At 71.0% G+C, this 23,688-nt stretch carries 21 protein-coding genes; 7 read left to right on the top strand and 14 right to left on the bottom strand.

The genetic code is table 11. From position 1 onward, the window contains the following. Positions 1–18 precede the first annotated feature (18 nt). The 6 genes from ACFQW8_RS02905 to ACFQW8_RS02930 all read right to left on the bottom strand — a co-directional run bounded on the left by ACFQW8_RS02905 (position 19) and on the right by ACFQW8_RS02930 (position 4,996). Positions 19–597 (bottom strand): HhH-GPD-type base excision DNA repair protein, encoded by a 579-nt coding sequence (locus ACFQW8_RS02905; RefSeq protein WP_380085477.1) that lies wholly within the window; start codon positions 595–597, stop codon positions 19–21. Between the two features lie 23 nt (positions 598–620). After that, complete coding sequence (locus ACFQW8_RS02910) at positions 621–1,034, bottom strand: rhodanese-like domain-containing protein (protein WP_380085478.1); 414 nt, start codon at positions 1,032–1,034, stop codon at positions 621–623. A gap of 6 nt (positions 1,035–1,040) precedes the next feature. After that, a complete protein-coding gene (locus ACFQW8_RS02915; RefSeq protein ID WP_380085479.1) occupies positions 1,041–1,529 on the bottom strand; it encodes a cysteine dioxygenase in 489 nt (162 codons plus the stop codon). A gap of 492 nt (positions 1,530–2,021) precedes the next feature. Next, positions 2,022–2,309, bottom strand: coding sequence for a WhiB family transcriptional regulator (locus ACFQW8_RS02920; RefSeq protein ID WP_380085480.1), 288 nt, complete (start codon positions 2,307–2,309; stop codon positions 2,022–2,024). A gap of 148 nt (positions 2,310–2,457) precedes the next feature. Beyond that, a complete protein-coding gene (locus tag ACFQW8_RS02925) occupies positions 2,458–2,679 on the bottom strand; it encodes a hypothetical protein (RefSeq protein WP_380085481.1) in 222 nt (73 codons plus the stop codon). Positions 2,680–2,809: 130 nt separating this feature from the next. After that, the gene (locus ACFQW8_RS02930; protein WP_380085482.1) at positions 2,810–4,996 is read right to left on the bottom strand and encodes an ATP-dependent DNA helicase UvrD2; all 2,187 of its coding nucleotides are present in this window, start codon (positions 4,994–4,996) and stop codon (positions 2,810–2,812) included. 60 nt (positions 4,997–5,056) lie between these two features. Between ACFQW8_RS02930 and ACFQW8_RS02935 the strand changes: the two genes are divergently transcribed. Continuing rightward, on the top strand, positions 5,057–5,317 hold the full coding sequence (locus ACFQW8_RS02935; protein ID WP_380085483.1) for a mycoredoxin: 261 nt from the start codon (positions 5,057–5,059) through the stop codon (positions 5,315–5,317). Position 5,318: 1 nt separating this feature from the next. On the opposite strand, the gene nudC is transcribed toward ACFQW8_RS02935, so the two are convergent. Next, on the bottom strand, positions 5,319–6,284 hold the full coding sequence (gene nudC, locus ACFQW8_RS02940; RefSeq protein WP_380085484.1) for an NAD(+) diphosphatase: 966 nt from the start codon (positions 6,282–6,284) through the stop codon (positions 5,319–5,321). Positions 6,285–6,323: 39 nt separating this feature from the next. Here nudC and ACFQW8_RS02945 point away from each other — a divergent pair, with 39 nt between their 5' ends. Then, positions 6,324–7,958, top strand: a complete 1,635-nt coding sequence (locus ACFQW8_RS02945) for a macrolide 2'-phosphotransferase (protein WP_380085485.1) — start codon at positions 6,324–6,326, stop codon at positions 7,956–7,958. Here ACFQW8_RS02945 and ACFQW8_RS02950 read toward each other — a convergent pair. The 3 genes from ACFQW8_RS02950 to ACFQW8_RS02960 are packed head-to-tail and all read right to left on the bottom strand — an operon-like array spanning position 7,924 to position 15,693. Further along, entirely contained in the window at positions 7,924–11,280 is a 3,357-nt protein-coding gene (locus ACFQW8_RS02950; RefSeq protein WP_380085486.1) for an ATP-dependent helicase, read from the bottom strand. The two genes, ACFQW8_RS02945 and ACFQW8_RS02950, sit on opposite strands and share 35 nt — an antisense overlap. Next, positions 11,277–14,420: an ATP-dependent helicase gene (locus tag ACFQW8_RS02955; RefSeq protein WP_380085487.1), complete on the bottom strand. Its 3,144-nt coding sequence runs from the start codon at positions 14,418–14,420 to the stop codon at positions 11,277–11,279. The genes ACFQW8_RS02950 and ACFQW8_RS02955 overlap by 4 nt, the downstream gene beginning before the upstream one ends. A 49-nt stretch (positions 14,421–14,469) precedes the next feature. After that, the gene (locus tag ACFQW8_RS02960) at positions 14,470–15,693 is read right to left on the bottom strand and encodes a ThiF family adenylyltransferase (protein ID WP_380088573.1); all 1,224 of its coding nucleotides are present in this window, start codon (positions 15,691–15,693) and stop codon (positions 14,470–14,472) included. Between the two features lie 101 nt (positions 15,694–15,794). Between ACFQW8_RS02960 and ACFQW8_RS02965 the strand changes: the two genes are divergently transcribed. The 3 genes from ACFQW8_RS02965 (at position 15,795) to ACFQW8_RS02975 (ending at position 17,191) form a co-directional block, all read left to right on the top strand. After that, positions 15,795–16,436 (top strand): TetR/AcrR family transcriptional regulator, encoded by a 642-nt coding sequence (locus tag ACFQW8_RS02965; protein ID WP_380085488.1) that lies wholly within the window; start codon positions 15,795–15,797, stop codon positions 16,434–16,436. Positions 16,437–16,498: 62 nt separating this feature from the next. Further along, the gene (locus ACFQW8_RS02970; RefSeq protein ID WP_380085489.1) at positions 16,499–16,723 is read left to right on the top strand and encodes a DUF3107 domain-containing protein; all 225 of its coding nucleotides are present in this window, start codon (positions 16,499–16,501) and stop codon (positions 16,721–16,723) included. A gap of 198 nt (positions 16,724–16,921) precedes the next feature. Beyond that, entirely contained in the window at positions 16,922–17,191 is a 270-nt protein-coding gene (locus tag ACFQW8_RS02975; RefSeq protein WP_380085490.1) for a GlsB/YeaQ/YmgE family stress response membrane protein, read from the top strand. Between the two features lie 227 nt (positions 17,192–17,418). Here the strand turns inward: ACFQW8_RS02975 and ACFQW8_RS02980 are convergent, their stop codons facing one another. Continuing rightward, positions 17,419–18,096 (bottom strand): ferritin-like fold-containing protein, encoded by a 678-nt coding sequence (locus tag ACFQW8_RS02980; protein WP_380085491.1) that lies wholly within the window; start codon positions 18,094–18,096, stop codon positions 17,419–17,421. 201 nt (positions 18,097–18,297) lie between these two features. On the opposite strand from ACFQW8_RS02980, the gene ACFQW8_RS02985 reads away from it, so the two are divergent. Next, on the top strand, positions 18,298–19,923 hold the full coding sequence (locus tag ACFQW8_RS02985; protein WP_380085492.1) for a DEAD/DEAH box helicase: 1,626 nt from the start codon (positions 18,298–18,300) through the stop codon (positions 19,921–19,923). Positions 19,924–19,995: 72 nt separating this feature from the next. Here the strand turns inward: ACFQW8_RS02985 and ACFQW8_RS02990 are convergent, their stop codons facing one another. Next, positions 19,996–21,060, bottom strand: a complete 1,065-nt coding sequence (locus ACFQW8_RS02990; protein WP_380085493.1) for an NAD(P)-dependent alcohol dehydrogenase — start codon at positions 21,058–21,060, stop codon at positions 19,996–19,998. A gap of 76 nt (positions 21,061–21,136) precedes the next feature. Next, positions 21,137–21,919, bottom strand: coding sequence for a ParA family protein (locus tag ACFQW8_RS02995; protein WP_380085494.1), 783 nt, complete (start codon positions 21,917–21,919; stop codon positions 21,137–21,139). A 196-nt stretch (positions 21,920–22,115) separates the two neighbouring features. Here ACFQW8_RS02995 and ACFQW8_RS03000 point away from each other — a divergent pair, with 196 nt between their 5' ends. Then, a complete protein-coding gene (locus tag ACFQW8_RS03000; RefSeq protein WP_380085495.1) occupies positions 22,116–23,180 on the top strand; it encodes a hypothetical protein in 1,065 nt (354 codons plus the stop codon). 67 nt (positions 23,181–23,247) lie between these two features. Here ACFQW8_RS03000 and ACFQW8_RS03005 read toward each other — a convergent pair whose 3' ends face one another. Next, the gene (locus tag ACFQW8_RS03005) at positions 23,248–23,685 is read right to left on the bottom strand and encodes a VOC family protein (protein WP_380088575.1); all 438 of its coding nucleotides are present in this window, start codon (positions 23,683–23,685) and stop codon (positions 23,248–23,250) included. Between the last annotated feature and the right edge of the window lie 3 nt (positions 23,686–23,688).

Raw genomic sequence — 23,688 nt, forward strand, 5'->3', positions numbered from 1 at the left:
TGGCGTATGCCGCGTGGCTCAGCCCTTCGCTTCCTTGGCCGCCGCCTTGGTCGCCTTCTTGAAGTCGCGCACCTTCTGGAGGGACTGGGCATCGACGACGTCGGCCACGGAACGGAAGCTGCCCTCCTCCGCGTAGGCGCCCGCGACCGTGCCCCAACCGTCTGGGCGCACCCCGAGCTGCTTGGCGAGCAGGGCGACGAAGATCTTGGCCTTCTGCTCCCCGAAGCCCGGGAGCTTCTTGACGCGGGCGAAGAGCTCGGCCCCGGTCGACGCCTGCGACCAGATGCGGCTGGCGTCACCGTCGTAGTCGTCACGCACGACGGCGGCGAGCGCCTGGATGCGTCCCGCCATCGAGCGGCCATAACGGTGCACCGCGGGCGGCGTCGCACAGAGGTCCGCGAACGCCTCGGGCTCGGCCGCGGCGATCGCGGCCGGGTCGAGCGTGCCGAAACGCTCCAGCACCTTGGCGGGGCCGGCGAAGGCCCGCTCCATGGGGAACTGCTGGTCGAGCAGCATGCCAGTCAGCAGCGCGAACGGGTCCTCGCTGAGCACCTTGTCGGCGGTCTCGTCCTGGGCGATGCGGATCTGGATGGCCATGGGTCCCATCCTGCCGCACGCGCTCAGGACTGCAGGAGGATCGCCGGCCGTGCGACCGGGAGCCCGTGACCGCGCCACGCCGCGAAACCGCCGATGAGGTCGGTGGCGCGGGACAGCCCCAGCGAGCGCAGGGCGTCCGCGGCGAGGCTCGAGGTGTAGCCCTCCTGGCACATGACGATGACGCGGATGTCGAAGTCGACCCCCGGCAGGACGGCATCCTGGCGTGGGTCGAAGCGCCACTCGAGCACGTTCCGCTCAATGACCAGCGGTCCCAGCCCGGGCGCCACCTCACCCTCCTCCGCACGCTGCGCAGCAGGTCGGATGTCGACGAGCCAGGCAGCACCCGAGCGCACCTCACGCCAGGCCGCCCGCGCCGACAACCGGTCGAGGCGTGAACGGGCCTGCGCCAGCTGGTCCTCGATTCCGGTGCCGCTCACCAGGACTCACCACGCTGCTCGACGCCGGCGACGACGAGCCGGCCGTGGACGAGGTCGTAGTGGGTCATCTGGTCCAGGCGCGGCGAGTAGGCGTGGACGCTCAGGGCAGGGACTGTCACTGGCGTTGACCACGTCGTGCACGTGGTTGGTCCCGAACGCCCGGCCCTCGCCGGCGGGCAGCACCCGTGCGTGGAGCTCTCCGTGGATGACCTGGCGTTCGGTCAGGGCCCCCCTCACGGTCGTGAAGGCACCACGCGAGCCACCGTGGTCGTGGAACCCGGTGCTGGCACCCGGTGGCCACTCGATGACCCAGAGCTGAAGGTGGTGCGTCTCGGCGAGCTGGTGCCATCGGCGCCCGCCCCGGTCCTCCGCCCGCTCGGGCAGGAGGTCGGGCAGGTCGGGGTCCGCGGCGAAGAGCCGGGCCACGCGCAGGAGCTGGACAGGGGTGAAGGTGCTGACGCCGGGAAGTGCCGACGTCGGACGGGCAAGGGTCATGGGGTTCTCTCAAGGGGTGTCGTCTGTGGAGGTCGCGGCAGATCAGCGACCAGGGCTGTGCGGGGTCAGCAGCAACAGCGACAGCACGTGACGGCAGCGGGCATGACCGGGAACTTCCGGGCGGCTGCGGTCGACGACATGGGTAGAGCGAAGCACGGCGCGTGCCCCCGGTCCACCCGCGATCTGGGGCGTCTCACGGATGGAAGGCGACGGCATACCGGCTCGGCGGACCGGTGCCGGACCCTACCCGGACGTGAAACGACGCCGCCCCCAGCGTTCAGGGGCGGCGCCGAGTCGATCGGTCATCGCACGATCATGCGGACCTCGGCGAGCGTTCGCTCTCGCACGAGGTGCGCCTGCGCCCGGCGGTGCGCATCGTGCGCGTTCCGCTCGTGCAGCATGCGACGAACCTGTTGCATTCGCCTGCGGTACATGGTTCCTCCAAGGATCCAAGGGGGTGGTCATGAGGTCAGTTGCGGTTCGACGAAGGGGTCATGCCGCCACGGTGTCCTTGCGCGGGCGACCCCGGGGCCGCTTGCGGGGGATCACCACGCCGTGCTCGAAGAGCTCGCCACCCCAGACTCCCCAGGGCTCCTGCCGGTCGAGGGCACCCGCGAGGCAGGCGCTCTTGATGGGGCAGGTCCCGCAGAGGGTCTTGGCGAACTCGACACCGACAGGGGTGTCGGCGAACCAGATCTCGGCGTCGTTCTCACGACAGGGCACGGCGTCACCGAGATCGGCAGTGCACTCCTGTGCGTCGATGAGGTCAGTCAGCTGCACGAGTGTCACCTCCTTCTCCGCCCGGTCCGGGCGGGTTCGTGTTCTTCGATCGGTTGATGTGGGTGATGTCAGTGGATCGAGCGACAAACGAAAAAGGCCGCGGATCCCGGGTGGGTTCCGCGGCCTCGAGGCCAGTCGCTGCTGTGGTCTACAGCAGCGACGCCTGGAGAGAGGCGGAGAGGTCACCCGTGGGGTTGAAGGCACCATCGGCGCGGACGCCGGCGCCGAAGGCAGCGACAGCCGTGCCGGCGGACACACTGGTCCCCTGGACCGGAGCGCTGAACGGTGCGAGGGTCGGCAGTGCGCCCTGACGCTCACGCGTGCGGAACGGGACGGTGTAATCCGTCGCGATGCTCTTCATGATGTCCATGCGGCCAACCCTCCTCTACTGTCCTGGTGACGTCGTGGCACGGCGGTTGCCGTGCTTTGTCAGATCAGGTTAGGGGACCGCTGCGAGGCGGTGCAACGGAATTAAGGAACCGGTTTGGTGAAGCAGCGCGTCAGGCGCCGGATTCCGTTGTGGCAGAGGGCGATTCGCTCTGAGAATTTGTTGCGGACTCGACAACTGACTCGGGAGGTTCGCCGCCCAGGACCGCGAGGACCTGGCTGGCGTAGAGGTCGAGCTTGCGCTGCCCGACCCCACCGATCGCTGACAGGCCCGCCAGGTCGCTCGGCGTCTGCTCGGCGATGGCGGTGAGCGTCGCATCGGTGAAGACGACGAAGGCGGGCACGCTCGCCACGCGAGACGTGGCCAGACGCCACTCGCGCAGACGCTCGAAAATCGCCTCGTCGTAGGTAGCTGGGCAGCTGGAGCATCGACCGACGGTGCGCTCGGCCGCGGTCGACAGGTCGGCACCGCAGGTGCGGCAGGTGCTGCGACGAGCGACCTTGGGTGCCTTGACCGCGCCACCCCCGACGCGTGTGGAACGTCTGGGCTGGGAGCGTGCGCCTTCACCGAGGATGCTGGCCGTGCCGTCGAGGAAGCGGGAGGGGCGGCGCGTCGCGCGCGCGCCGGGCGTGCGGGCACCCGACCACGACACGACGAGGCGATCGCGGGCGCGCGTCACCCCGACATAGAGCAGCCGGCGCTCCTCCTCGATGGCCTCCTGGGTGTCGGCCATCGATATCGGGAGGTAGCCGTCGGACGCGCCGATGAGGAACACGGTCCCCCACTCCAGCCCCTTGGCCGCGTGGAGCGAGGCCAGCGTGACACCCTGCACGGACGGCGCGTGCTGGGAGGCCATGCGCTCGTCGAGCTCACGGACGAACGCCGGCATGCGCGCCTCACCATCCGCGGCAACGAGGTCGTCGGCCAGGGCGGCCAACGACGCCAGCGACTCCCAACGCTCGCGGGCTGCACCACCGGCGTTCGGGGCCTCGCGCGTCCAGCCGGCGCCGAGCAGCACGTCGCGCACCAGGTCGGCCAGCGGCACCGAGCCGTCGTCCGAGCGGGCCGCGCCGCGGATGAGGACGATCGCCTCGCGCACCTCCTTGCGCTGGAAGAAGCGCTCGCCACCCCGCACGAGGTAGGGGATGCCACGGTCGGCGAGGGCTGACTCCACGACCTCGGACTGCCCGTTGGTGCGGAAGAGGACAGCGATCTGGGCTGGCGCCGTGCCGGCGGCGATGAGGTCACCGATCGCGGATGCGACGGCCGCGGCCTCACTCGGGTCATCGGGATGGTGGAGCAGGACCGGCGCCGGGCCGGTCTCTCGCTGGGCCTCGAGCACGACAGACCCGCTGCGCCGACCACCGCTCGGGGAGCGCAGCACGAGGTTGGCGAGGCCGACGATCTCCGGGGTGGACCGGTAGTTGCGCACGAGCTCGACCTGACGGGCCTGCGGGTGGCGGGCCCGGAAGCCGAGCAGGTGGACCGGCGAGGCGCCGGTGAACGAGTAGATCGTCTGCGCCGGGTCGCCGACGACGCAGATGTCCTGCCGGTCGGCCAGCCACAGGTCGAGCAACCGTTGCTGCAGGGCGTTGACGTCCTGGTACTCGTCCACGACGAAGCTGCGGTACTGCTCTCGCACGGCCCGGGCCACGCCCTCGTTCTCGTCGAGGATGCCGACGAGGACGAGCAGCACGTCCTCGAAGTCGATCACCCCGCGCTGAGCCTTGACCTCCTCGTAGGCCGCGAGGACTCGAGACATCGCCGTGAGGTCGAGGCCCGGCGCCTCACGGCCCGCCGCCCGTGCCGCAGCCGCATAGGTCTCCGACGTCAGCATGCTCACCTTGGCCCACTCGACCTCGGCGGCCAGGTCGCGAATACCCGTGCGGTCGAACCGCATCCGCAGTCGACCGGCCGCCTCTGCCACGGCACCGGCCTTGTGTGGCATCACCTCGGGCGCCGCACCACCGATCGCCTGCGGCCAGAAGTAGTGCAGCTGTCGCAACGCGGCCGCGTGGAACGTCCGGGCCTGCACCCCGCCCACGCCGAGGTCGCGCAACCGGGTGCGCATCTCCCCCGCGGCCCTCGCGGTGAAGGTGACAGCAAGCGTCCGCTGCGGCTGCTGCGCACCGGACAGCACGGCATACGCGATCCGGTGGGTGATGGCGCGCGTCTTGCCCGTGCCTGCGCCGGCGAGCACGACCATCGGTCCGGTCGGGTTGGCGGCCACCTCTCGCTGCTCCGGGTCGAGGCCGTCGAGGATGGCGTCGGCGGACGGGTGCGAGGGCATGGAAGACATCGGTGAGATCCTAGGTTGCAGTCACGACCACCCGTCCTCGCCTGTCCACAGGAGCGCCCCATGAGCCCCAGGAACCCCGCCTCGGGAACCATCACGATGTACTCGACCACGTGGTGCGGCTACTGCCGTCGCCTCAAGTCGCAGCTGGACCGCGAGGGGATCGCCGTCGACGTCGTCGACATCGAGCGCGACGAGGACGCGGCGGTCTACGTGATGCAGGTCAACGGTGGCAACCAGACCGTGCCGACCGTGGTCTTCCCGGACGGATCCGCGGCGACGAACCCGTCCCTCTCGGAGGTCAAGCAGCGCCTCGCCGGCTGACTCAGCTGCGCAGCGTGGTCTCGGCGACGTCGATCTCGCTGCCGTACCAGTGCTCGATGAGTCGGCGGGCGATCGAGATCCGGCTGGAGATCCGCAGCGAACCGTCGGCGAGGGCACGCGTGAACTCGTCACGGTCGAACCAGCGAGCCGCAGCGATCTCGCTCTCCTGCAGCGTCAGCTCGGTCGTCACGGCGCGCGCGGTGAACCCGATCATGAGTGACGACGGGAAGGGCCAGGGCTGGTCACCGAGGTAGGCCACGTCGCTCACGGTGACACCGACCTCCTCGTGCACCTCGCGGGCCACGGCACTCGCCAGGCTCTCGCCCGGCTCGACGAAGCCAGCGAGGACCGACATGCCCTGGAGTGCGAAGCCGACGCCTCTGGCGAGCAGCAGCCGGTCCTGGTCGTCGATCACCGACATGATCACGGCGGGGTCGGTGCGCGGGTAGTGCTCGCTCTCGTCGATCGGACACACTCGCGTCCAGCCCGAGTGGGCCGGCTCGGTGGGCGAGCCACATCGTGGGCAGAAGCGGTGGCGCGCATGCCAGTTGGCCAGGCCCGTTGCCGTGGTGAGGACTCCGGCGTCGAGGTCCCCGAGTCGGGCACCGACCGCCCGCAGCCCGCGCCTGCGTGGGTCGTCGACGACCGCCGGAGCCTCCTCCGCGACGGAGAGGAGGTATGCCGTGCCGCCCGTCGGCGCGTCGTGGCCGAGATAGGCGACGAAGGCCTCGCGGTCAGCGGGCAGCGGCGAGCGATAACGGAGCGCCACCTGACCTTCGCCTGCGTCCTCGCCGCCCTCGTCGAGGTCGTCGACCTCGGCCCGGCCGTCCACGAGCTCGAGCACCTTCGTGGCCGGATCGTCCAGGAGGACGTCGAGCAGACCGGGTTCGGTGCGGAGCTCGCTGTGGCGGTCGAGGCCGCCACGAGAGAGGGCAAGGGAGGGAAGACTCGCTGCTGCACGCGCCACGTCACCACCCTAGGGGGCCGCACGGCATACGGTGAACGGGTGGAACGCACCCCGACCTTCCTCGCAGCCCTCGCGAGCGCCGGCGTCCCGGGACTGGACCCGGTGAGCGTCGAGGCCCTCCCGAGCGTGCCCGAGCAGGACTACGACGTCGCCTTCGTCCAGGACACCGAGCACCGCCGATGGGTGGTGCGAGCCCCCCGCAACGAGCTGGCGGCGGCCCGGATGGACCTCACCGTCAGGCTGCTGCAGCTGCTGGCCAGGCGCCTGCCCTTCACGGTCCCAGCGCCTCGGGGCTTCGTCGAGCTCAAGACCGGCGGTCGCGCGATGGTCTACCCCTACATTCCCGGGCACAACCTCGCCTTCGACGCCCTGCCGGCCGGTGTGGGCCCCGCCGCGGACCTCGGTCGCGCCATCGCCGCGCTGCACAACACGGACCCGCGGCTGTTCGACGAGGCCGGTATGCCGTCGTACGACACCGACTCCTACCGCACCCGCCGACTCGCCGATCTCGACCGCGCCGCCGAGTCCGGACGCGTGCCCACCGCCCTGCTGGCACGCTGGGAGCGAGCCCTCGAGGACGTGGCGCTCTGGCGTTTCGCCCCCACGCCGGTGCACGGGGACCTCACCGGCGACCAGGTCCTTGCCGTCTTCGAGGACGACAGTGACGCCTCGACGGGTCGCATCCGCGGCATCACCGGCTGGGAGGACGCCAAGGTCGCCGATCCCGCCGATGACTTCGCTGCGCTGGTCGACGAAGCCGACGCGGCGACGGTCGAGACGGTCCTCGAGGCCTACGCGCACGCGCGGGTCGAGCGGCCGGATGCGAACCTCCTCGTGCGAGCCCGGCTCGCCGCCGAGCTCACGGTGCTGGCCGAGCTGATGCGGGCCGATGCCCGAGGTGACGAGCCGGCGATCGAGGGACTCTCGAGCCGACTGCGGCGCCTCGACGAGTCGGTGCACGAGGATCGTGAGACCGACGACTACCGCCGGAACTCGCTGACGCCGGTCGCGCTGCGAGCCCGGACCACTCCCCCGCCCTCACTGGCCGACGACGACGATGACGAGGACGAGGTCGTCGAGTTCGAGCCGGCTGAGGCCGACACCGACGCGCCGCACAGAGCCGCTGACCCGGCTGGGCCCAGCGTCGCCGCCGAACCCGATGTGGCGGTCGACCCTGGAGAGCCCGCTGAGTCGACGGCCCCTCCGCGAGCCGTCGAGCCCCCCAATGTCGCTGAGTCCACCCCCTCGGCTGCGTCGCCCGACCCGGCGGAGACCACGGACCCTCACGACTCCGACGAGTCAGACGAGTCAGACGACTTCGATGGCTCCGACGACTCCGACGAGTCAGACGACCTCGACGGCTCCGACGACCTCGCCGAGTCCGACGACCGCGATGAGTCCGACGAGTCGACCCCGACGCCACAAGCCACGGAGACCACCGAGGGCAACCAGTTCGCCGAGGTCGACGATGGTTCCGAGGTCCGTGAGCCCTCGGCGACCTCTCGCCTGGGGCTCGACCTCGACTTCGACGAGCCGGAGGAGAACCCCTCGCTCGACGACGAGGTCGCCTGGACGCCGCGCACGTTCGGGTCGTCGAGCAGGCCCGAGCACTCCGAGGACGAGACGGCGGAGCCCAGCCTCACTCCCGAGGAACTCCGGCGAGAAGGTCGCTGATCTCGGTCTCGTCGGCGAGCTCGGGCCAGACCGTCTCACCGGTGGCGGCGTAGTAGAACGCCCCACGCACCCGCTGCGGGTCGACTCCGCGCAAGCGCGCCCAGGCGACCCGGTAGGCCGCGAGCTGCAGTGCCCGCAGCCGGGCGACCTCGCCCGTGGGCCGACGCCCGGTCTTCCAGTCGACGATGACCCAGTCAGCATCCTCGACGTCACGGAACACCGCGTCGATCCGTCCGCGGACGGCGACGCCGTCGACCACGGTCTCCAGAGCCGTCTCGATCTCGAGGGGTTCTCGGGCCGCCCACGGGCTCGCGAGGAAGCGCTCGCGCATGGCCGGCAGCTCCTCGTCGCCCGTGGGGTCCTCATCGGCACTGCCGGGGAGGTCGAAGAGGTCGACGATGGCGGCCCGGGCATAGTGCTCCTCGACCCACGCGTGGAAGGCGGTCCCCCGGCTGGCCGCCTGCGCGGGTGCCGACGGCATGGGTCGGCGCAGCTCGGCGGCGTAGGCCTCGGGGTCGGTGGCGAACGCCACCAGCGACGACGTGGACAGGTGCGACGGCAGCTCGACGACGTCGTCGTGACGGGTCCTGCGCGCCTCGCGCTCCGCGAGCAGGATCTCGAGCTCACGCGCCCACGGGCCGGCGTCGTCCGACCCGGGCACGGTCCGCCGGTCTCCCCCGGGTCCGTCGTCCTCGGCCGCGCCTGCCGCGAGCTCGGCGGTGACGGCATCGATGACCGCGCGGGCGGCTGCACCGGCCCGCACGCGGCGATGTGCCAGGTGGTCGACCGGCCAGACGAACTCCTGGCCGTCCTCCGTGCCCGGCTTGACCAGGGCCGACCCGTCCGCCGGCAACTCGGGGAGGTCGGTCCAAGGACCCAGCCGGACCGGGGACGAGGTGTCGTCGCGCGCGAGCGCCAGCACCTCGTCGAGGAAGCGTGAGGTCAGTCGCGGTGTCCTGGGCCGACTCCAGACGCTGGCAGTGAGCAGCAGAGCGTGTCGGGCCCGCGTGGTCGCGACATACGCGAGGCGGCGCTCCTCCGCGACGGCGTGCTCCCCACCAGCGAGAGCGAACTCCTCCAGACGGTCGGCCAGCTCGTCCCATCCGCCCGCGCTGCGCCAGCCGAAGTCGGGCAGGCCGTCACGGTCTCCGCGCAGCTCGTAGGGCAGCCCACCGTCCGTGAGACCGCCGAGCCAGCCCTTGTCCTTCGGAGCCGAGATGCGCCACTGCTCGTCCTTGAAGCGCGGCGTGTGGAGGTTGTGGGCCGGGAAGGTGCTCTCCACGAGAGCGGGCACGGCCACGACGTCCCACTCGAGGCCCTTGGCAGCGTGGATCGTCATGACCTGCACCGCGTCGGGCGTGGCGTCGGCGTAGCCGCGGTCCAGACCGCGTTCCTCGTCGATCGCCGCCTTGACCCAGTCGAGGAACCCTCCGAGAGTCGCTCGGTCGGCGCTCTGCGAGAACTGCGCGGCCACGTCGCCGAAGGCGTCGAGATGGGCCCTGGCTGCCGCCGGGGTGTACTCCGGGCGGGACAGCACCTCGATGTCGAGGCCCAGGGCCTTCTCGGCCTCGAGGACGAGATCGGCGAGAGGGAGGAAGGTCAGCCCGCGCAGGCGCCGCACCGTGGCCGCGAGCCCCGCCAGCCGGTCGCGGGCGACGTCGGAGAGCCGCTCGCCCTCGTCGCCGACCCAGCCGCGGGGCGGCAGGTCATCGAGCGCCTCGATGATGCTCGGCGCGTCGGCAGCGTCCGGGGCGAGGTCGCGCTCGTGGCGAGCCACCGACCCGCCGCGCTGGCGCTGCTGCACCCGGGACCACTGGGCCAGGGCATCGAGGTCGGCGATGCCGAGCCTCATCATCGGTCCGGAGAGAAGCCGGACGAGGTGGTCACCGCGGGCGGGATCCTGCACGACGTGCAGGAGGGCGACGACGTCCTCGACCTCCGGAGTGAGCAGGAGACCACCGAGACCAACCACTTCGTGGGGTATGCCGTGCTCCTCCAGTGCCGTTGTCACCGTGGCAAACTCGGCCCGTTTGCGGCACAGGACGGCAGCGCTCACGGGCCCCCGGGAGCGTTGGGCGGCCAGCCACCGAGCGATGTGGTCGGCCTCGTCGGCAGCGCTGAGCAGGCGAGCGACCTCGACCGAGCCGGAGCCTGCGCCGGGGCGTGGCGAGAGCGGCTCCACGGGGACGCGCGACGCCGCTCGCAGCGGGTGTGCCAGGTGGTTGGCGACCTCGAGGATGGCGCTGTCGTTGCGCCAGCTCGTCGAGAGGTCGAGCTTCTCGGCGGGCTCCGGGTCTGCGAACTCCACCGCGAACCGGGTCAGGGTCGTCGCGCTCGCTCCGCGCCAGCCGTAGATCGACTGGTGCGGGTCACCGACCGCCGTGACCGCCGAGGTCTCGCCCGGTGCGACGTAGAGCGCCTTGAGCAGCGCGAGCTGCGCCTCGGACGTGTCCTGGAACTCGTCGAGGAGCACGACGCGGTGACGGGCCCGCTCGATCGCGCCGATGTCGTCGAAGGTCATGGCCAGACGCGCGGCCAGGGCCATCTGGTCGGCGAAGTCCATCGCGTCACGGCTCCGCTTGAGCTGCGCGTAGCGGTCGACGATGGGCAGGACCGCACGTCGCAGCCGGAGGTTCGCCAGCTCGTCGGCCACCGGGTGGACGCGCCTCTTGGTGTCGCCACGCTCGAGCTCCTCGAGGCCCGCGATGACCCGGTCGAGGTGCGCCGCTACGGACTCGGGGCTCTGGAGATGCTCTGCCATCTCACCGGCGAGGTCGACGACGGCCGCTGTCACCGTGGCCTCCGCCTTGTCGACCTCGTCCATCGGTCCGTCGTAGCGGGACACGGCCTCGTGTGCGGTCTGCCAGGCAGCGGCCTCGGACAGCAGGCGGGTGTCGGCTTCGTAGCCGAGCCGAAGGCCGTGCTCGCGAACGAGCCGACCGGCATACGAGTGGTAGGTCGACACGCTCACGGCAGCCCCGAGGGAGGGTGCGCCATCGACCGCTTGCGGGGTCCACAGTCCGACTCTGCGCAGCTGGGCGAGCCGGTTGCCGATCCGGTCCGAGAGCTCCGTTGCCGCCTTGCGGGTGAAGGTGAGCCCGAGCACGTCCTCGGGCTCGACGAAGCCGTTGGCGACGAGCCAGACGACGCGTGCGGCCATCGTCTCGGTCTTGCCCGAACCGGCACCTGCGATGACGAGCAGCGGCCGCAGGGGCGCCTCGATCACGGCTGTCTGCTCTGGTGTCGGGCGGTGCGGCAACCCGATCGCCTCGGCGACAGCGGCCGCGGACCAGCGGACCTCCGTCTCGGGGAGGGCAGTCACAGTGCCCTCCCCTCAGCCTGGGCCGGACACGAGCTGCGTACCGGGCAGGTGCGGCACAGCTCGTCACTCGGTGTGGCGACGAACGTCGCGCCGCCCATGAGCTCACCCGTCTCGACGACGAGACGCTGCGCCCACTCGGGGTCGGGATCCTTGGACAGTGGTGGCTGGACCTGGATCGTCGTCGACTTGTTCGCCGCCTTGCCCACGTGGAGCAGGGCCGCGCCGGACGACGTCGAAGGCACCTCGACATCCTCGAACCCGCCGGAGACCACGGCCAACTGGTAGGCGCCCAGCTGGCCGTGCCGCGGGACGTCCGCCGCCTTGGGTTTGCTCGAACCGGTCTTGTAGTCGATGACGCGAACCTCGCCCGAAGGCCCCACGTCGAGCCGGTCCACAGTCCCATTGAGGACGATGCGGCCGAGCTCGACCTTCATCCGCGACTCCGCCGCGAGCCGGCGCCACCCCGCGGCGGTGTTCTCGGCGAAGAAGCGTGCGAGCCGGTCGACCATCCGCTCGGCCTCGCGGCGCTTGAGGTCGGTGGACCACCCCTGTGGAAGCCCGAGTCGGGGCCAGCGCTCGTCGAGCGTCGCGCGCATCGTCGCTGCGTCGGAGTCCCCCTCGGCCGCGATCTCGTGGATGAGCGTGCCGATGTCGCGCTGACCGATCATCGGGCCGTCGCCACCCACCTTGGTGAGCGCCCACTTGAGCTGGCACGAGCTGAATCCGTCGATGGCCGACGGGCCGACCCGCACCGCGTCGTCCGGGCCCCGCCTGGGTCGCTCGTCGGACAGCCCGTGCAGCACCCACCACGAGGCCGGATCGGCACCGGGCACACCGGCTCGCGCGAGCCTGGCCAGGCCGGTGATCGCGCCGCCACGGCGACGGGGGTCGGTCGACACGACATCGCGCCGCAGGGCACCGACGAGTGTCGGCAGCGTGACCGGACGTGCCCAGTCGCTCGGCTCCCGGCGGTCTGCGTCATCGGGCAGCGGATCGACGACATCGAGATAGGGAGAAGGCTGTTCGTCCTCACTGCGGACCGCGGTGACGAGCAGCGACCGGCTCGCGCGCGACACGGCGACGTGGAAGAGGCGGGTCTCGTCGTGACGGACCGCGGCAAGTGCGGCACGATGCCCACCCGCGCGACCCCGCACGACGTCGACGAGGTCCTGGGAGCCGAGGAGCGAGCCGCGGAGCCGGAGGTCGGGCCAGCTCCCCTCCTGGACGCCTGCGACGACGACGAGCGGCCACTGGCGCCCGGCCGCGGACTGGGGCGTGAGCAGCGAGACCGCCTCGCCGGCAGGAGCCCGGGCAGCGAGCGTGTCGCCGGGCACGTCCTGCCCGAGGACGTGGTGGAGGAAGGCCTCCGGCGAGGAACCCGGCAGCCGCTCGCCGTAGGTGGTGGCGGACCTCAGCACGGCGAGCACGGCATCGAGGTCACGGTCGGCGCGCGCGCCGGCCGCACCGCCACCCAGCGCCGTCTCGCGCCAGGGCCCGGCGAGGCGCGAGGCATCCCACATCGACCAGAGGATGCGCTCGGCGCTCGCGCCCGGACCCCAGCTGCCGTTGACTGCTCCGCACGCCTCGACACCGGCCCGGATCATCCGCCCGATGCGCTGCACCGAGCGCCCCTCGAGACCGAGCCGGTCGTGGACCGCCGGCCGCAGCAGGACCTCGGCGATGAGCTCGTCGCTCGTGCGCGAACCGCCCGCGTCGAGCTCGTCCCGCCGGAGGGCCCGACGCAGCCGTCGCAGCTCGACCGGGTCGGCTGCCCCGAGGGGTGAGACGAGCACGTCGAGCGCCACCTCCACGGGCACGTCCTCGGTCCGCTCCAGCGCAAGGTCGGTGACGACCTGGAGGAGCGTGAGCAGCGGACGCACCGCGGGCTCGTCGCGCACGGGCAGCTCCGCCTCGGCGGCGCTCACGGGCACACCCGAGGACTGCAGGGCCCGGCGCAACGCCGCGCTTCGGGACTGCCCACGCACGATGACGGCCATGTCGGACCACGGCACGCCGTCGAGGAGGTGCGCTGCTCGCAGGCGGGAGGCGATGAAACCGGCCTCCTGGCTCGCCGACCGCAACAGGTGCACCTGCGCCTCCCCGCCGTCGCCGCGCGCCTCGGCCCTGCGGTGGGCCGCATCCCCGAGGACACCGATGTGACCGGCCACGGCCCGCGTGACGGCCTGCAGGGACTCCGGCAGCCGGTGGCTGCGCGGGAGCAGGACGGTCGGCCCGTCACCGAGCACGGCCCACTCGCGGGCCAGCAGTGTGGGGTCCCCACCCCGGAAGGTCTGGGTCGCACTGTCGGGGTCTCCGAGGAGGACGATGCCGGCGGCGGGTGCGACCTGTCGCAGCACCTCGAGCAGACGCAGTGCCGCGGGAGTCATCTCCTGGGCGTCGTCCACGACGACGAGCCGCAGCGAGGAGGTGAGCGAGTGCGCGAGCTCCTCATCACCCGCGAGCGCGCTCGCGGCAGCACCGAGGATCCAGGCCGGGTCGAATGCACCCGGCGTGAGCAGCGCGGTGACCTCGTCGTACTCACGCAGCAGCTCGGCCCCGGCCACCCACTCGTCGCGCCCGTGCAGGATGCCCAGCTGAGCCAGCTCGTCGGCGTCGAGACCCAGCTCGACGGCGCGCATGAGCAGGTCACGCAGCTCGGCGCGGAACGCCCGCGTCGGCAGCGCCAGCTGGACCCGCCCCGGCCAGCGGGGACCGATGCTCTCGCCCGACGCATGCCCGGCCAGCAGCTCACGCAGCACGACGTCCTGCTCTGGTCCACTGAGCAGCCGCGGAGGGGCGTCGCCGTCGAGGGCGGCCGCCGCGCGAAGCACCCCGAAGCCGAACGAGGGGAAGGTGCGCGCCAGCGGCTCGGTCGACGTGCCCCCGACCCGCGCGGTCACCTGGTCACGCAGCCGCGCCGCGCTGCGCCGCGACGAGGCGAGGAGCAGGCACTGGTCGGGGCGCACGCCGTCGCGGGCGTGGGCAGCGACCAGCTCCACGGCCACGGTCGACTTGCCCGTGCCCGGAGCCCCGAGCACGCGCAGCACGCCCGTCCCCCGCCAGTCGACGACCGACTGCTGCACGGGGTCCAGGACCGGGACTGCGGTCTCGGTCCTCGCGGGACGTCGGAGGGTCAGCACGTCCCGATCCCATCACGCCGGACCGACACCGGCCTCGCGGGCTCCGCGGTCAGTAGGTCGCCAGGGTCGGGTCGACGTCCCGCACCCAGGCCAGCACCCCGCCGGTGACGTCGACCGCGTCGACACCCCGGCGGCGCAGCAGGGTCACGGCCTCCGCCGAGCGTGCCCCGGACTTGCAGTAGACGAGCGCCGGTATGCCGCCCGCAACCTGCGCGAGCGCCTCACCTTCGCCGTGGCGCACCTGCGCCAGCGGGACAGCCACGGCACCGGGGATGGTCACGACCTCACGCTCACCCGGCTCTCGGACGTCGACGAGCACGAACTCGTCGTCACCGACCTCACGGTCCAGCAGTCGCTGGGACAGCTCCATGACCGTGATCGTCGGTGAGGCGAGACGGGCTGTGTCAGCGGCCGACGATGAGCCCCCGGCGTCATCCGAGAGGGGCCGCTCGTCGATCCCCAGGGGACGCCGCGGGTCGGCATCGACTCCGCACACGACGCAGTCGGGATCTGCCGCGACGGGGAGCGAGCTCCACTCCTGTCGCCAGGCGTCGTGCAGCAGCAGCCGACCGACGAGCGGCTCACCACCACCGATGAGGAGCTTCACGACCTCCTCGGCCATGACCGAGCCGACGGCGCCACAGCTGGCGCCGAGGACACCGCCGGTCGAGCACGACGGCACCGCACCCGGCGGCGGGGGCGTCGGGAAGACGCAGCGGTAGCAGGGGCCCTCGCCCGCCCACCAGACACTCGTCTGTGCGTCGTGCTGGTAGACCGAGCCCCACACGTGGGGAACTCCGAGGCGGGCGCACGCGTCCCCGACGAGGTAGCGGGTGGGGAAGTTGTCCGCGCCGTCGACGACGACGTCGTGGTCGGCGACGAGGGCAAGGACGTTGGCGGCCGTGAGGCGCTCCGCGACCGGCACGACGAGCGAGTCGGGGGCCAGGGCTGCCAGCGCCCCGACGGCCGACTCGACCTTGGGCCGTCCGACATCGGCGACCCCGTGCACGACCTGCCGCTGCAGGTTGGTCGACTCGACCACGTCGTCATCGACGACCGTGAGGTGCCCGACGCCCGCGCCTGCGAGGTAGAGCAGGATCGGCGAACCCAGCCCGCCGGCACCCACGACGAGCACCCGGGCCGCGCGCAGACGCCGCTGTCCCGTGTCACCGATCCCGGGCAGGATGACGTGGCGCGCAAAGCGCGTCCGCTCGGCAGGCGAGAGCGGCTCGCCGACGGGTGCGAGCGGCATACGCCCGCTTGTCCTGTCCATGGCAGCCACCCGGCCACGATACGTCCGGGCGCGCCCGGACGACTCCGGCGTTCCGTACTATGACGCGCACCACCCTGATTTGAAGCGCAGACAGGACTCCCATGGACACCAGCCCTCACCGCGGACAGCGCATGCCCCGATCAGAGCGCCGTGCCCAGCTGCTCGAGGCGGCGCAGGCAGTCTTCGTCGAGCGGGGCTACCACGCTGCCGCGATGGATGACATCGCCGAGCACGCAGGTGTGTCGAAGCCGGTCCTCTACCAGCACTTCCCCGGCAAGCTCGAGCTCTACCTCGCCCTCCTCGATGAGCACTGCGACACCCTCGAGAGCCTCGTCCGCCAAGCCATGCAGGAACCCGCCGAGGACAACCAGGACCGCGTCCGCGCGACCATCAGCGCCTACTTCGACTTCGTCTCGCGCGAGGGCGCCGCCTTCCGGATGATCTTCGAGTCCGACCTCACCGGAGTCCCGCAGGTCCGGGCCAGGCTCGACACCCTGGAGCTCGCCTGTGCAGAGGCCATCGCCGACGTCATCGCGCACGATGCCGGCATCCCCGACGAGCACGCCATGCTCCTCGCGACCGGCCTCTCCGGCATGTCGCAGATCACCGCGAGACACTGGCTCGCCGCCGAGTCCGACCTCGAGCGCGACGAGGCGAGCGAGCTCGTCACCGCCCTCATGTGGCGCGGCATCAGCTCCCTCCCCATGGCGGGCGGGGAACGATCCGAGTCGGCACACGGTTAGCCTCTCGTGAACAGGTCGTCGGCTTTCGCCGCGCGGCCCCCACGAACGAAAGGGAACTGACCGTGGAGGTCAACATCGGCGTGCAGAACGTCGCACGCGAGATCGCACTCGAGACCGACGCCTCTCCGGCCGAGGTGTCCCAGGCCGTCGACGCAGCCCTGACCGACGGCGGGGTCCTGCGCCTCACCGACAGCAAGGGCCGTGAGCTCCTCGTCCCGGGCCGGGCACTGGGCTGGGTCCTCGTCGGCGAGTCCGAGAAGAGCCGCGTCGGGTTCGGACAGATCTGAGGACGCCACTCGGGCGTGAGGTCGGCGAAGCCGGGCGAAACCGGCCCTGACCTGCCGGGATGACAAACCGGACCGGTCGGGAACTTGTGCGGCGCGCTGCGCGTTCTCGGCCCGCGATGTGGCATAGGGTTTGTTCGTCAAGGTCACCAGACAGGTGACCACCCCTGCGCCCGTGAGGGCCAGAAAGGAGCGCATACCGTGCTCGCCACCATCATCGGCGCCATCATCGTCGGCGCCATCATCGGGGCCCTGGCCCGCCTGGTTCTTCCGGGCAAGCAGAGCATCTCGGTCCTCGTGACCGTCATTCTCGGCATCCTGGGCTCGCTGATCGCGACCTGGCTCGTCTACCAGCTCGGATACAGCAACGGCAACGGCGGATTCCAGTTCATCCCGTTCCTCGCCGGCATCGTCGTTGCCGCCCTCCTCATCGTGGGCTACGGCATGGCGACCAACAAGAGGCAGGTCTGACGCAGCGCGTCCACCTGCAGCACGGCGAAGGCCCCGATCCTCACCAGAGGATCGGGGCCTTCCCCTGTGCCCCCGAGAGGTCACGTCCGCCGAGACGTGGTCCTCTGCCCCGAGGTCACATATTTTCGGGATGCGCGCGTTTGCGACGAAGGAGCAACTGAGGGTGCATGCCGAAATGTGTGACCTCGACCCAACCTGACCCGACCTGGACGACCGAAGACGACGCGTCAGGCCGAGAGACCGAGCCGTGCCATGCGCTGGCTGTGCCGGTCGGTGAGCCGGGTGAACATCTGCCCGATGGCCGTGAGGTCGGCTCCCCCACCGATGAGGAGCCCGCTGAGCGCGTCACGCTCGACGGCGACCGACTGACCCTGGCTCAGTGCCTCACCCAGCAGCCGCCTGCCCCAGAGGCTGAGCCTGCCCGTGGCGGTCCTGTCGGTCTGGATCGCGTCCCGGACGACGGAGACGATGAAGTCGCCCGCACCGGCGTCGTCGAGGGCGTGGTCCATGGCGGCGCGCGTCTCGTCATCGACGAACGAGGCCATCTCGCGATAGAAGTCCTTGGCGATGCCGTCGCCGACGTACGCCTTGATGAGTCCTTCCACCCAGCTCTTGGGGCGGGTCCGGTCGTGGAAGGCGGAGAAGGGCGCGACGAAGGGCTGCATGGCGGTCTCGGCGTCCACCCCGAGAGCGCCCAGGCGGTCGACGAGCACCTCGTACTGGCGGTACTCCGTGGCCGCGAAACCCGCCATCTGGGCCTTGATGCGCAACGACGGTGCGAGGTCCGAGTCGGTCGCCATCCGGATGCAGGCCGTCAGCTCGCCGTAGGCCAGAACCCCCAGGAGGTCCACGACCGCGGCCCTGTATGCCGGGTCGTCCAGACCCGTCGCACCGTTGGTCTCCATGCTGCGCAGCCTAGCCACCTCGCCACGGCGACCGGACGGCATACGGCGCGGTAGGCTGAGCAGGTCCACGGTGCCCGGTCGGCACGACGAACACCCTCTGCGAGGGCCCGCCCACGGCGAGCCTCGCCCGAAGAACTCCGATCGGCCCGCCACAGCGGCGAGAAGCCTCACGCGCGTGACGCCGCAGATCAGAGAGTTCCCATGACAGACGCATCAACGATCCCTGCCGACCCGACCGCCGAGGCGATCCCGGACGAGGCAGCCATCGAGGCGACGAAGCAGGCCACCGCCGCGGTCCAGTCCTTCTCGGACTTCGCGATCCACCCCGACATCGTCTCGGCACTCGCCTCCCACGGCATCACGACGCCTTTCCCGATCCAGTCCATGACCCTGCCCGTCGCATTGGGTGGCCACGACATCATCGGCCAGGCCAAGACCGGCACGGGCAAGACGCTCGGGTTCGGCATCCCGCTCCTCAACAAGGTCGTCGCGCGTGGCGACGACGCGTGGGACGGCTTCGTCCACAAGGGCAAGCCGCAGGCCCTCGCCGTGGCCCCGACCCGCGAGCTCGCCGTCCAGGTCGCGGCCGACCTCGAGCGGGCCGGCAAGACCCGGGGCATCCGCGTCCTCACCGTCTACGGCGGCCGGGCCTACGAGCCCCAGATCGACGCCCTGGTCAAGGGTGTCGAGGTCGTCGTCGGCACCCCCGGTCGCCTCATCGACCTCGCCAAGCAGGGTCACCTCGACCTGTCGCACGCCAAGACGGTCGTCCTCGACGAGGCCGACGAGATGCTCGACCTCGGCTTCCTCCCCGACGTCGAGAAGCTTCTCGCGATGACGTCCCCAGCCCGGCAGACGATGCTCTTCTCGGCCACCATGCCGGGTGCCGTCGTCGCGCTGGCCCGTCGCTACATGACCCAGCCGACGCACATCCGCGCCATGCAGGAGGGTGAGGGTGACACCTCGCAGACGGTCAAGGCCGTCGCGCAGCACGTCTTCCGGGCCCACGCGATGGACAAGGTCGAGATGCTCGCCCGGATGCTGCAGGCCAACGGCCGCGGCCTGACCATCGTCTTCAGCCGGACCAAGCGCACGGCCGCCAAGGTTGCCGACGACCTCGCCGACCGTGGCTTCGCGGCCGCTGCCATCCACGGGGACCTCGGGCAGGGGGCGCGTGAGCAGGCGCTGCGCGCCTTCCGTTCGGGCAAGGTGGACGTCCTCGTCGCCACCGACGTCGCCGCCCGCGGCATCGACGTCGAGAACGTCACGCACGTCATCAACTACCAGTGCCCCGAGGACGAGAAGACCTACATCCACCGCATCGGTCGCACCGGCCGCGCGGGGCAGACCGGCATCGCCGTGACCTTCGTCGACTGGGACGACCTGCACCGCTGGACGATGATCAACAAGGCGCTCGACCTGGGGATCCCGGACCCCGAGGAGACCTACTCGAGCTCGGACCACTTCTTCGAGCAGATGGACATCCCGGTCGGCTCCAAGGGCCGTCTCAGGAAGTCCGAGCAGACGCGCGCCGGGCTCGGCGCCGAGAAGCTCGAGGACCTCGGAGAGACCGGCAAGTCGGGCGGTCGTCGCCAGGGCGGTGGCGGTTCGCGCGACGGCGGTCGTGGCTCCCGCGATGGGAGCTCACGTGACGGTGGACGTGGCTCGCGTGATGGTGGCGGACGTGGGAGCCGCGATGGTGACCGTCCTCGCTCTGAGGCCCCGCGTGTGTCCGCGGACGCGGCGGCAGAGGGTTCGGCCGCACCGCGCCGCAACCGCAACCGTCGGCGGACTCAGGGCGGCAAGCCAGCCGCAGCGACCGACTGAGCCAGCCACCCGGCATACCCGGATGACGAAGGCCCTTCCCGCACCACGGGAAGGGCCTTCGTCGATCGAGCGTCAGGCGGAGGCGTTGATCGTGCTCGTGTCGATGACGACGCGATAGCGGACGTCACCGTCGACGACGCGGTCGTATGCCGCGTCGACCGTCGTCGTGTCGCTCGCGTCGATCGTCTCGATCGTCGCGCCGATGCCGTGCTCGGCGCAGAAGTCGAGCATCTCCTGGGTCTCGGCGATGCCGCCGATGTTGCTGCCCGTGAGGACCTTGTTGCCCATGATGAGACTGCCCGGCTGCACCGAGAGGCTGCTCGGCGGGAGGCCGACGTTGACGAGCGCGCCGTTGGGCCGCAGCAGGCGCAGGTAGGTGTCCATGTCGAGGTCGGCGCTCACCGTGTTGAGGATGAGGTCGAAGCTCCCGCGTGCCGCCTTCATGGCGTCCTTGTCGCTCGTGGCGATGTGGTTGCTCGAGCCGAGCTCCTCGGCGTCCTTGGCCTTGGCCGACGAGCGGGACAGGGTCGAGACCTCGGCGCCCATGGCCTTGGCGATCTTGACGCCCATGTGTCCCAGACCGCCCACGCCCACGACGGCGACCTTGCGGCCGGTGCCGGCGCCCCAGCGCTTCAGGGGCGAGTAGGTCGTGATGCCGGCGCACAGCAGGGGTGCCGCCTCGTCGAGCTCGATGCCCTCCGGGATGCGCACGACCATGCGCTCGGTGACGACGATCTGCTGGCTGTAGCCGCCCGCAGCCCACTCACCGTCGTAGTTCTTGGCGTTGTAGGTGCCGACGGAACCCTTGGAGCAGAACATCTCCTGACCGTTCTTGCAGTTCTCGCACTCGGCGCAGGAGTCGACGAGGCAGCCGACGCCGACCCGGTCGCCGACCTTGTGCCTGGTCACGGCGCTGCCGACGGCGCTCACGGTCCCGGCGATCTCGTGACCGGTGACGATCGGGTAGTGCGCCGGGCCCCATTCGTCGCGGACGGTGTGGATGTCGCTGTGACAGATTCCGGCGAACGCGACGTCGATGCGGACGTCGTCGTCGCGCAGGTCGCGGCGCTCGATCTCGACGGCCTCGAAGGGAGCCCCGGCGGACGGGACGGAAAGGGCGGAAGTCGTGGTGGGCATGAATCCACCGTAACCCCGCAAAGGCGCTGCTCACGACCTCGCGCGGACCGCTCGGCCGTCGCGGACGGCCGCTGGGCTACAGCGTCGGGACGAGTGACGTCGCGACGTCGCGATAGGCCTTGGCGCCCTTGGACGAGCGTGACGTGGCGAGGATCGAGCGACCCACGGCCGGCGCCTCGGCGAAGCGCACCGTGCGTGGGATCGGCGGTGACAGCACCGGCAGGCCGTAGCGCTCACCGACGTCGGCTAGGACCTCCTGGGCGTGGGTGCTGCGGCCGTCGAAGAGGGTGGGGAGGATGCCGATGACCTTGAGCTTCTTGTTGAGGAACTTCTTGACGTCGGCCACGGTGTCGAGCAGCTGGCCCACCCCTCGGTGGCTGAGCATCTCGCACGGCATCGGGATGATCAGCCCCTGAGCGGCCGTGAGTGCGTTGAGCGTGAGGACCCCCAGGCTCGGCGAGCAGTCGAGAAGGATGACGTCGTAGTCCTTGCGCACGTCCGCGAGTGCACTCTGGAGGACGTACTCACGAGCCGGGCGCCCGAGGAGCACGGCCTCGGTGCCCGCGAGGTCGATCGAGCTGGGGACGAGGTCGACCCCGTCGTCGCAGGCGACGAGGACGTCGCGGAGCTCGGCCTGACCCAGCAGGACGTGGTGGATCGACTCCTCGACCGTGTCCGGGTCCACCCCCAGGCTGAACGTCAGGCAGGCCTGCGCGTCGAGGTCGACGAGGAGCACGCGCTTGCCCAGCTCGGCGAAGGCCGCACCCAGCGAGGCGACCGAGGTGGTCTTGGCCACGCCGCCCTTCTGGTTGGCGACGGCGAGAATCGTGGCACCGGAGGAGCGCTGGCGTGGGGGCACGAGGAGTCCTTGCAACAAGAGGGGGTATGCCGTCCACCCCAGTCTCGCAGGCGAGGGTGACGACGCGTTGACCCGCTCAGGTGGTATCGGCCACGGGCAACGGGATGGGGCTCTGCGGTCCCGGCCGTCCTTCTGTGCGGATGCTAGGTTCGCCAGCAAAGGTGCAGACAGCGCCGTCCACAGTGAGGAGTACGGGATGATCGAGAAGGCGCTCGAGGAGCTTGATGTCGCCGCGTTCTGGGAGCGCGGCTACGCGATCCTCCACGACGTGTACACGCCGGAGGAGATCGCCCAGATCCGGCAGGAGGCCTACGACTCGCGCGGCGGTGGGGGTGACCTCCTCGCGAACCCCAGGATGCGGCACATCCTGACCGACGGACGGATGGCCTCGGTCGCCAAGAAGCTGCTCGACACCGAGGACATCTTCTACGCCGGTGACAGCTCGTTCACCATCAACGGGGTGCAGAAGGGTTGGCACAAGGACAACACGGACCGGCTCGACCCGAACGGACCCGACTGGGCCAGCTCCTACACCCAGCTGCGGTTCGGCATCTACTGCCAGGACCACGTGACGCACACCGGCGGCCTCAACCTCAAGATCGGCAGCCACGAGATCTGCGACCTCAAGAGCGGCGAGACCCTCTACGTCAAGACCCGGCCCGGCGACCTGGCGGTCTGGTCGATGCGCATCTCCCACTCGGGCAACGGGATGCTGCTCAAGGACCCGGACGCGAAGTACCCCGAGCCCAACGAGCAGGGCAACTTCTCGCCGGACGAGGTCGCGCCTGCGGATGGTGACCGCATCGCCGTCTTCGCGCACCTCGGCGCCCACGACAGCCACGGAAAGCGGTACGCCGACTACCTCAAGACCCGCACCTACATGGTCCAGGCGTGGCGGAAGATGCCGTATGACGACGAGATCCGTCAGCAGGCCCGCGACGCCGGACTGATCCTGCGCGACATGCCCGCCGAGGTCATGAACGATCCCGAGGCGGGACTCGAAGAGCTGTGGAAGCCCTTCCCCTACCCGGGCTGGACCCCGCCGAAGGCGTCCGCGCCCGCCGCAGCCGCAGGGTCGGCCGCTCCCGCAGGCTCAGCCTCCACCGCTCCCTCAGGTGCACCGTCAGCACCGGCTGGCGGCGGCACCTCGACCGACCACGCCAAGGCTGTTGCAGGCAAGGCTGCTCGCGCCGCGGCCCGGCGTGGCAAGGGTGCGCTCAAGGGCGCCCTCCAGGGCTGGAGGAACAGCTCCGGTAAGTGAGCTTCACCGACCTGACGCGAGCCCTCCCTAGCCCGGGAGTGCTCGCGTCAGTCGATCTCAGCGGGTCTCAGTCGCTCTCGCGCACCGAGGGCAGGACGAGCTCGCCGATGGGTCCCGGGTTCCAGGCGACCTCCCACCGGAAGCCGTCGGGGTCGGCGAAGTAGCCGGTGTAGCCACCCCACTCCCGCTCCTGCCCGTCGGACACGTCAGCGGCTCCGGCCGCGCCGGCATCGGCGAGCACGGCGTCGACCTCCTCGCGGGTGTGGACGTTGTGGCTCAGCGTCAGGGGGACGACCCCGGGCCCCGACTGGGACGGGGAACCGACCTCGGCCTCGAAGTGCGCCCGGCTCCATAGGGAAAGCACGGTCAGCGGCCCGGCCCGGAACATGAGCACGTCGTCGGGGTCATAGAACTCGGGCGTCCACCCGAGGCCCTCGGCATAGAACGTGTGCGAGGCAGCCACGTCCCGGACAGCCAGGGTGATGAACGAGACCCGCTGCTCCATCGT

This window comes from Knoellia altitudinis, assembly GCF_042666355.1.
GTDB lineage: Bacteria > Actinomycetota > Actinomycetes > Actinomycetales > Dermatophilaceae > Knoellia > Knoellia altitudinis.

Bases quoted from the DNA above. Each gene is read 5' to 3' on its own strand.
- ACFQW8_RS02905 (WP_380085477.1), bottom strand. From the start codon at position 597: ATGGCCATCCAGATCCGCATCGCCCAGGACGAGACCGCCGACAAGGTG.
- ACFQW8_RS02930 (WP_380085482.1), bottom strand. From the start codon at position 4,996: ATGTCTTCCATGCCCTCGCACCCGTCCGCCGACGCCATCCTCGACGGC.
- ACFQW8_RS02980 (WP_380085491.1), bottom strand. From the start codon at position 18,096: ATGGAGACCAACGGTGCGACGGGTCTGGACGACCCGGCATACAGGGCC.
- ACFQW8_RS02915 (WP_380085479.1), bottom strand. From the start codon at position 1,529: ATGACCCTTGCCCGTCCGACGTCGGCACTTCCCGGCGTCAGCACCTTC.
- ACFQW8_RS02935 (WP_380085483.1), top strand. From the start codon at position 5,057: ATGAGCCCCAGGAACCCCGCCTCGGGAACCATCACGATGTACTCGACC.
- ACFQW8_RS03005 (WP_380088575.1), bottom strand. From the start codon at position 23,685: ATGGAGCAGCGGGTCTCGTTCATCACCCTGGCTGTCCGGGACGTGGCT.
- ACFQW8_RS02925 (WP_380085481.1), bottom strand. From the start codon at position 2,679: ATGGACATCATGAAGAGCATCGCGACGGATTACACCGTCCCGTTCCGC.
- ACFQW8_RS02960 (WP_380088573.1), bottom strand. From the start codon at position 15,693: ATGGACAGGACAAGCGGGCGTATGCCGCTCGCACCCGTCGGCGAGCCG.
- ACFQW8_RS02990 (WP_380085493.1), bottom strand. From the start codon at position 21,060: ATGCCCACCACGACTTCCGCCCTTTCCGTCCCGTCCGCCGGGGCTCCC.
- ACFQW8_RS02965 (WP_380085488.1), top strand. From the start codon at position 15,795: ATGGACACCAGCCCTCACCGCGGACAGCGCATGCCCCGATCAGAGCGC.
- ACFQW8_RS03000 (WP_380085495.1), top strand. From the start codon at position 22,116: ATGATCGAGAAGGCGCTCGAGGAGCTTGATGTCGCCGCGTTCTGGGAG.
- ACFQW8_RS02985 (WP_380085492.1), top strand. From the start codon at position 18,298: ATGACAGACGCATCAACGATCCCTGCCGACCCGACCGCCGAGGCGATC.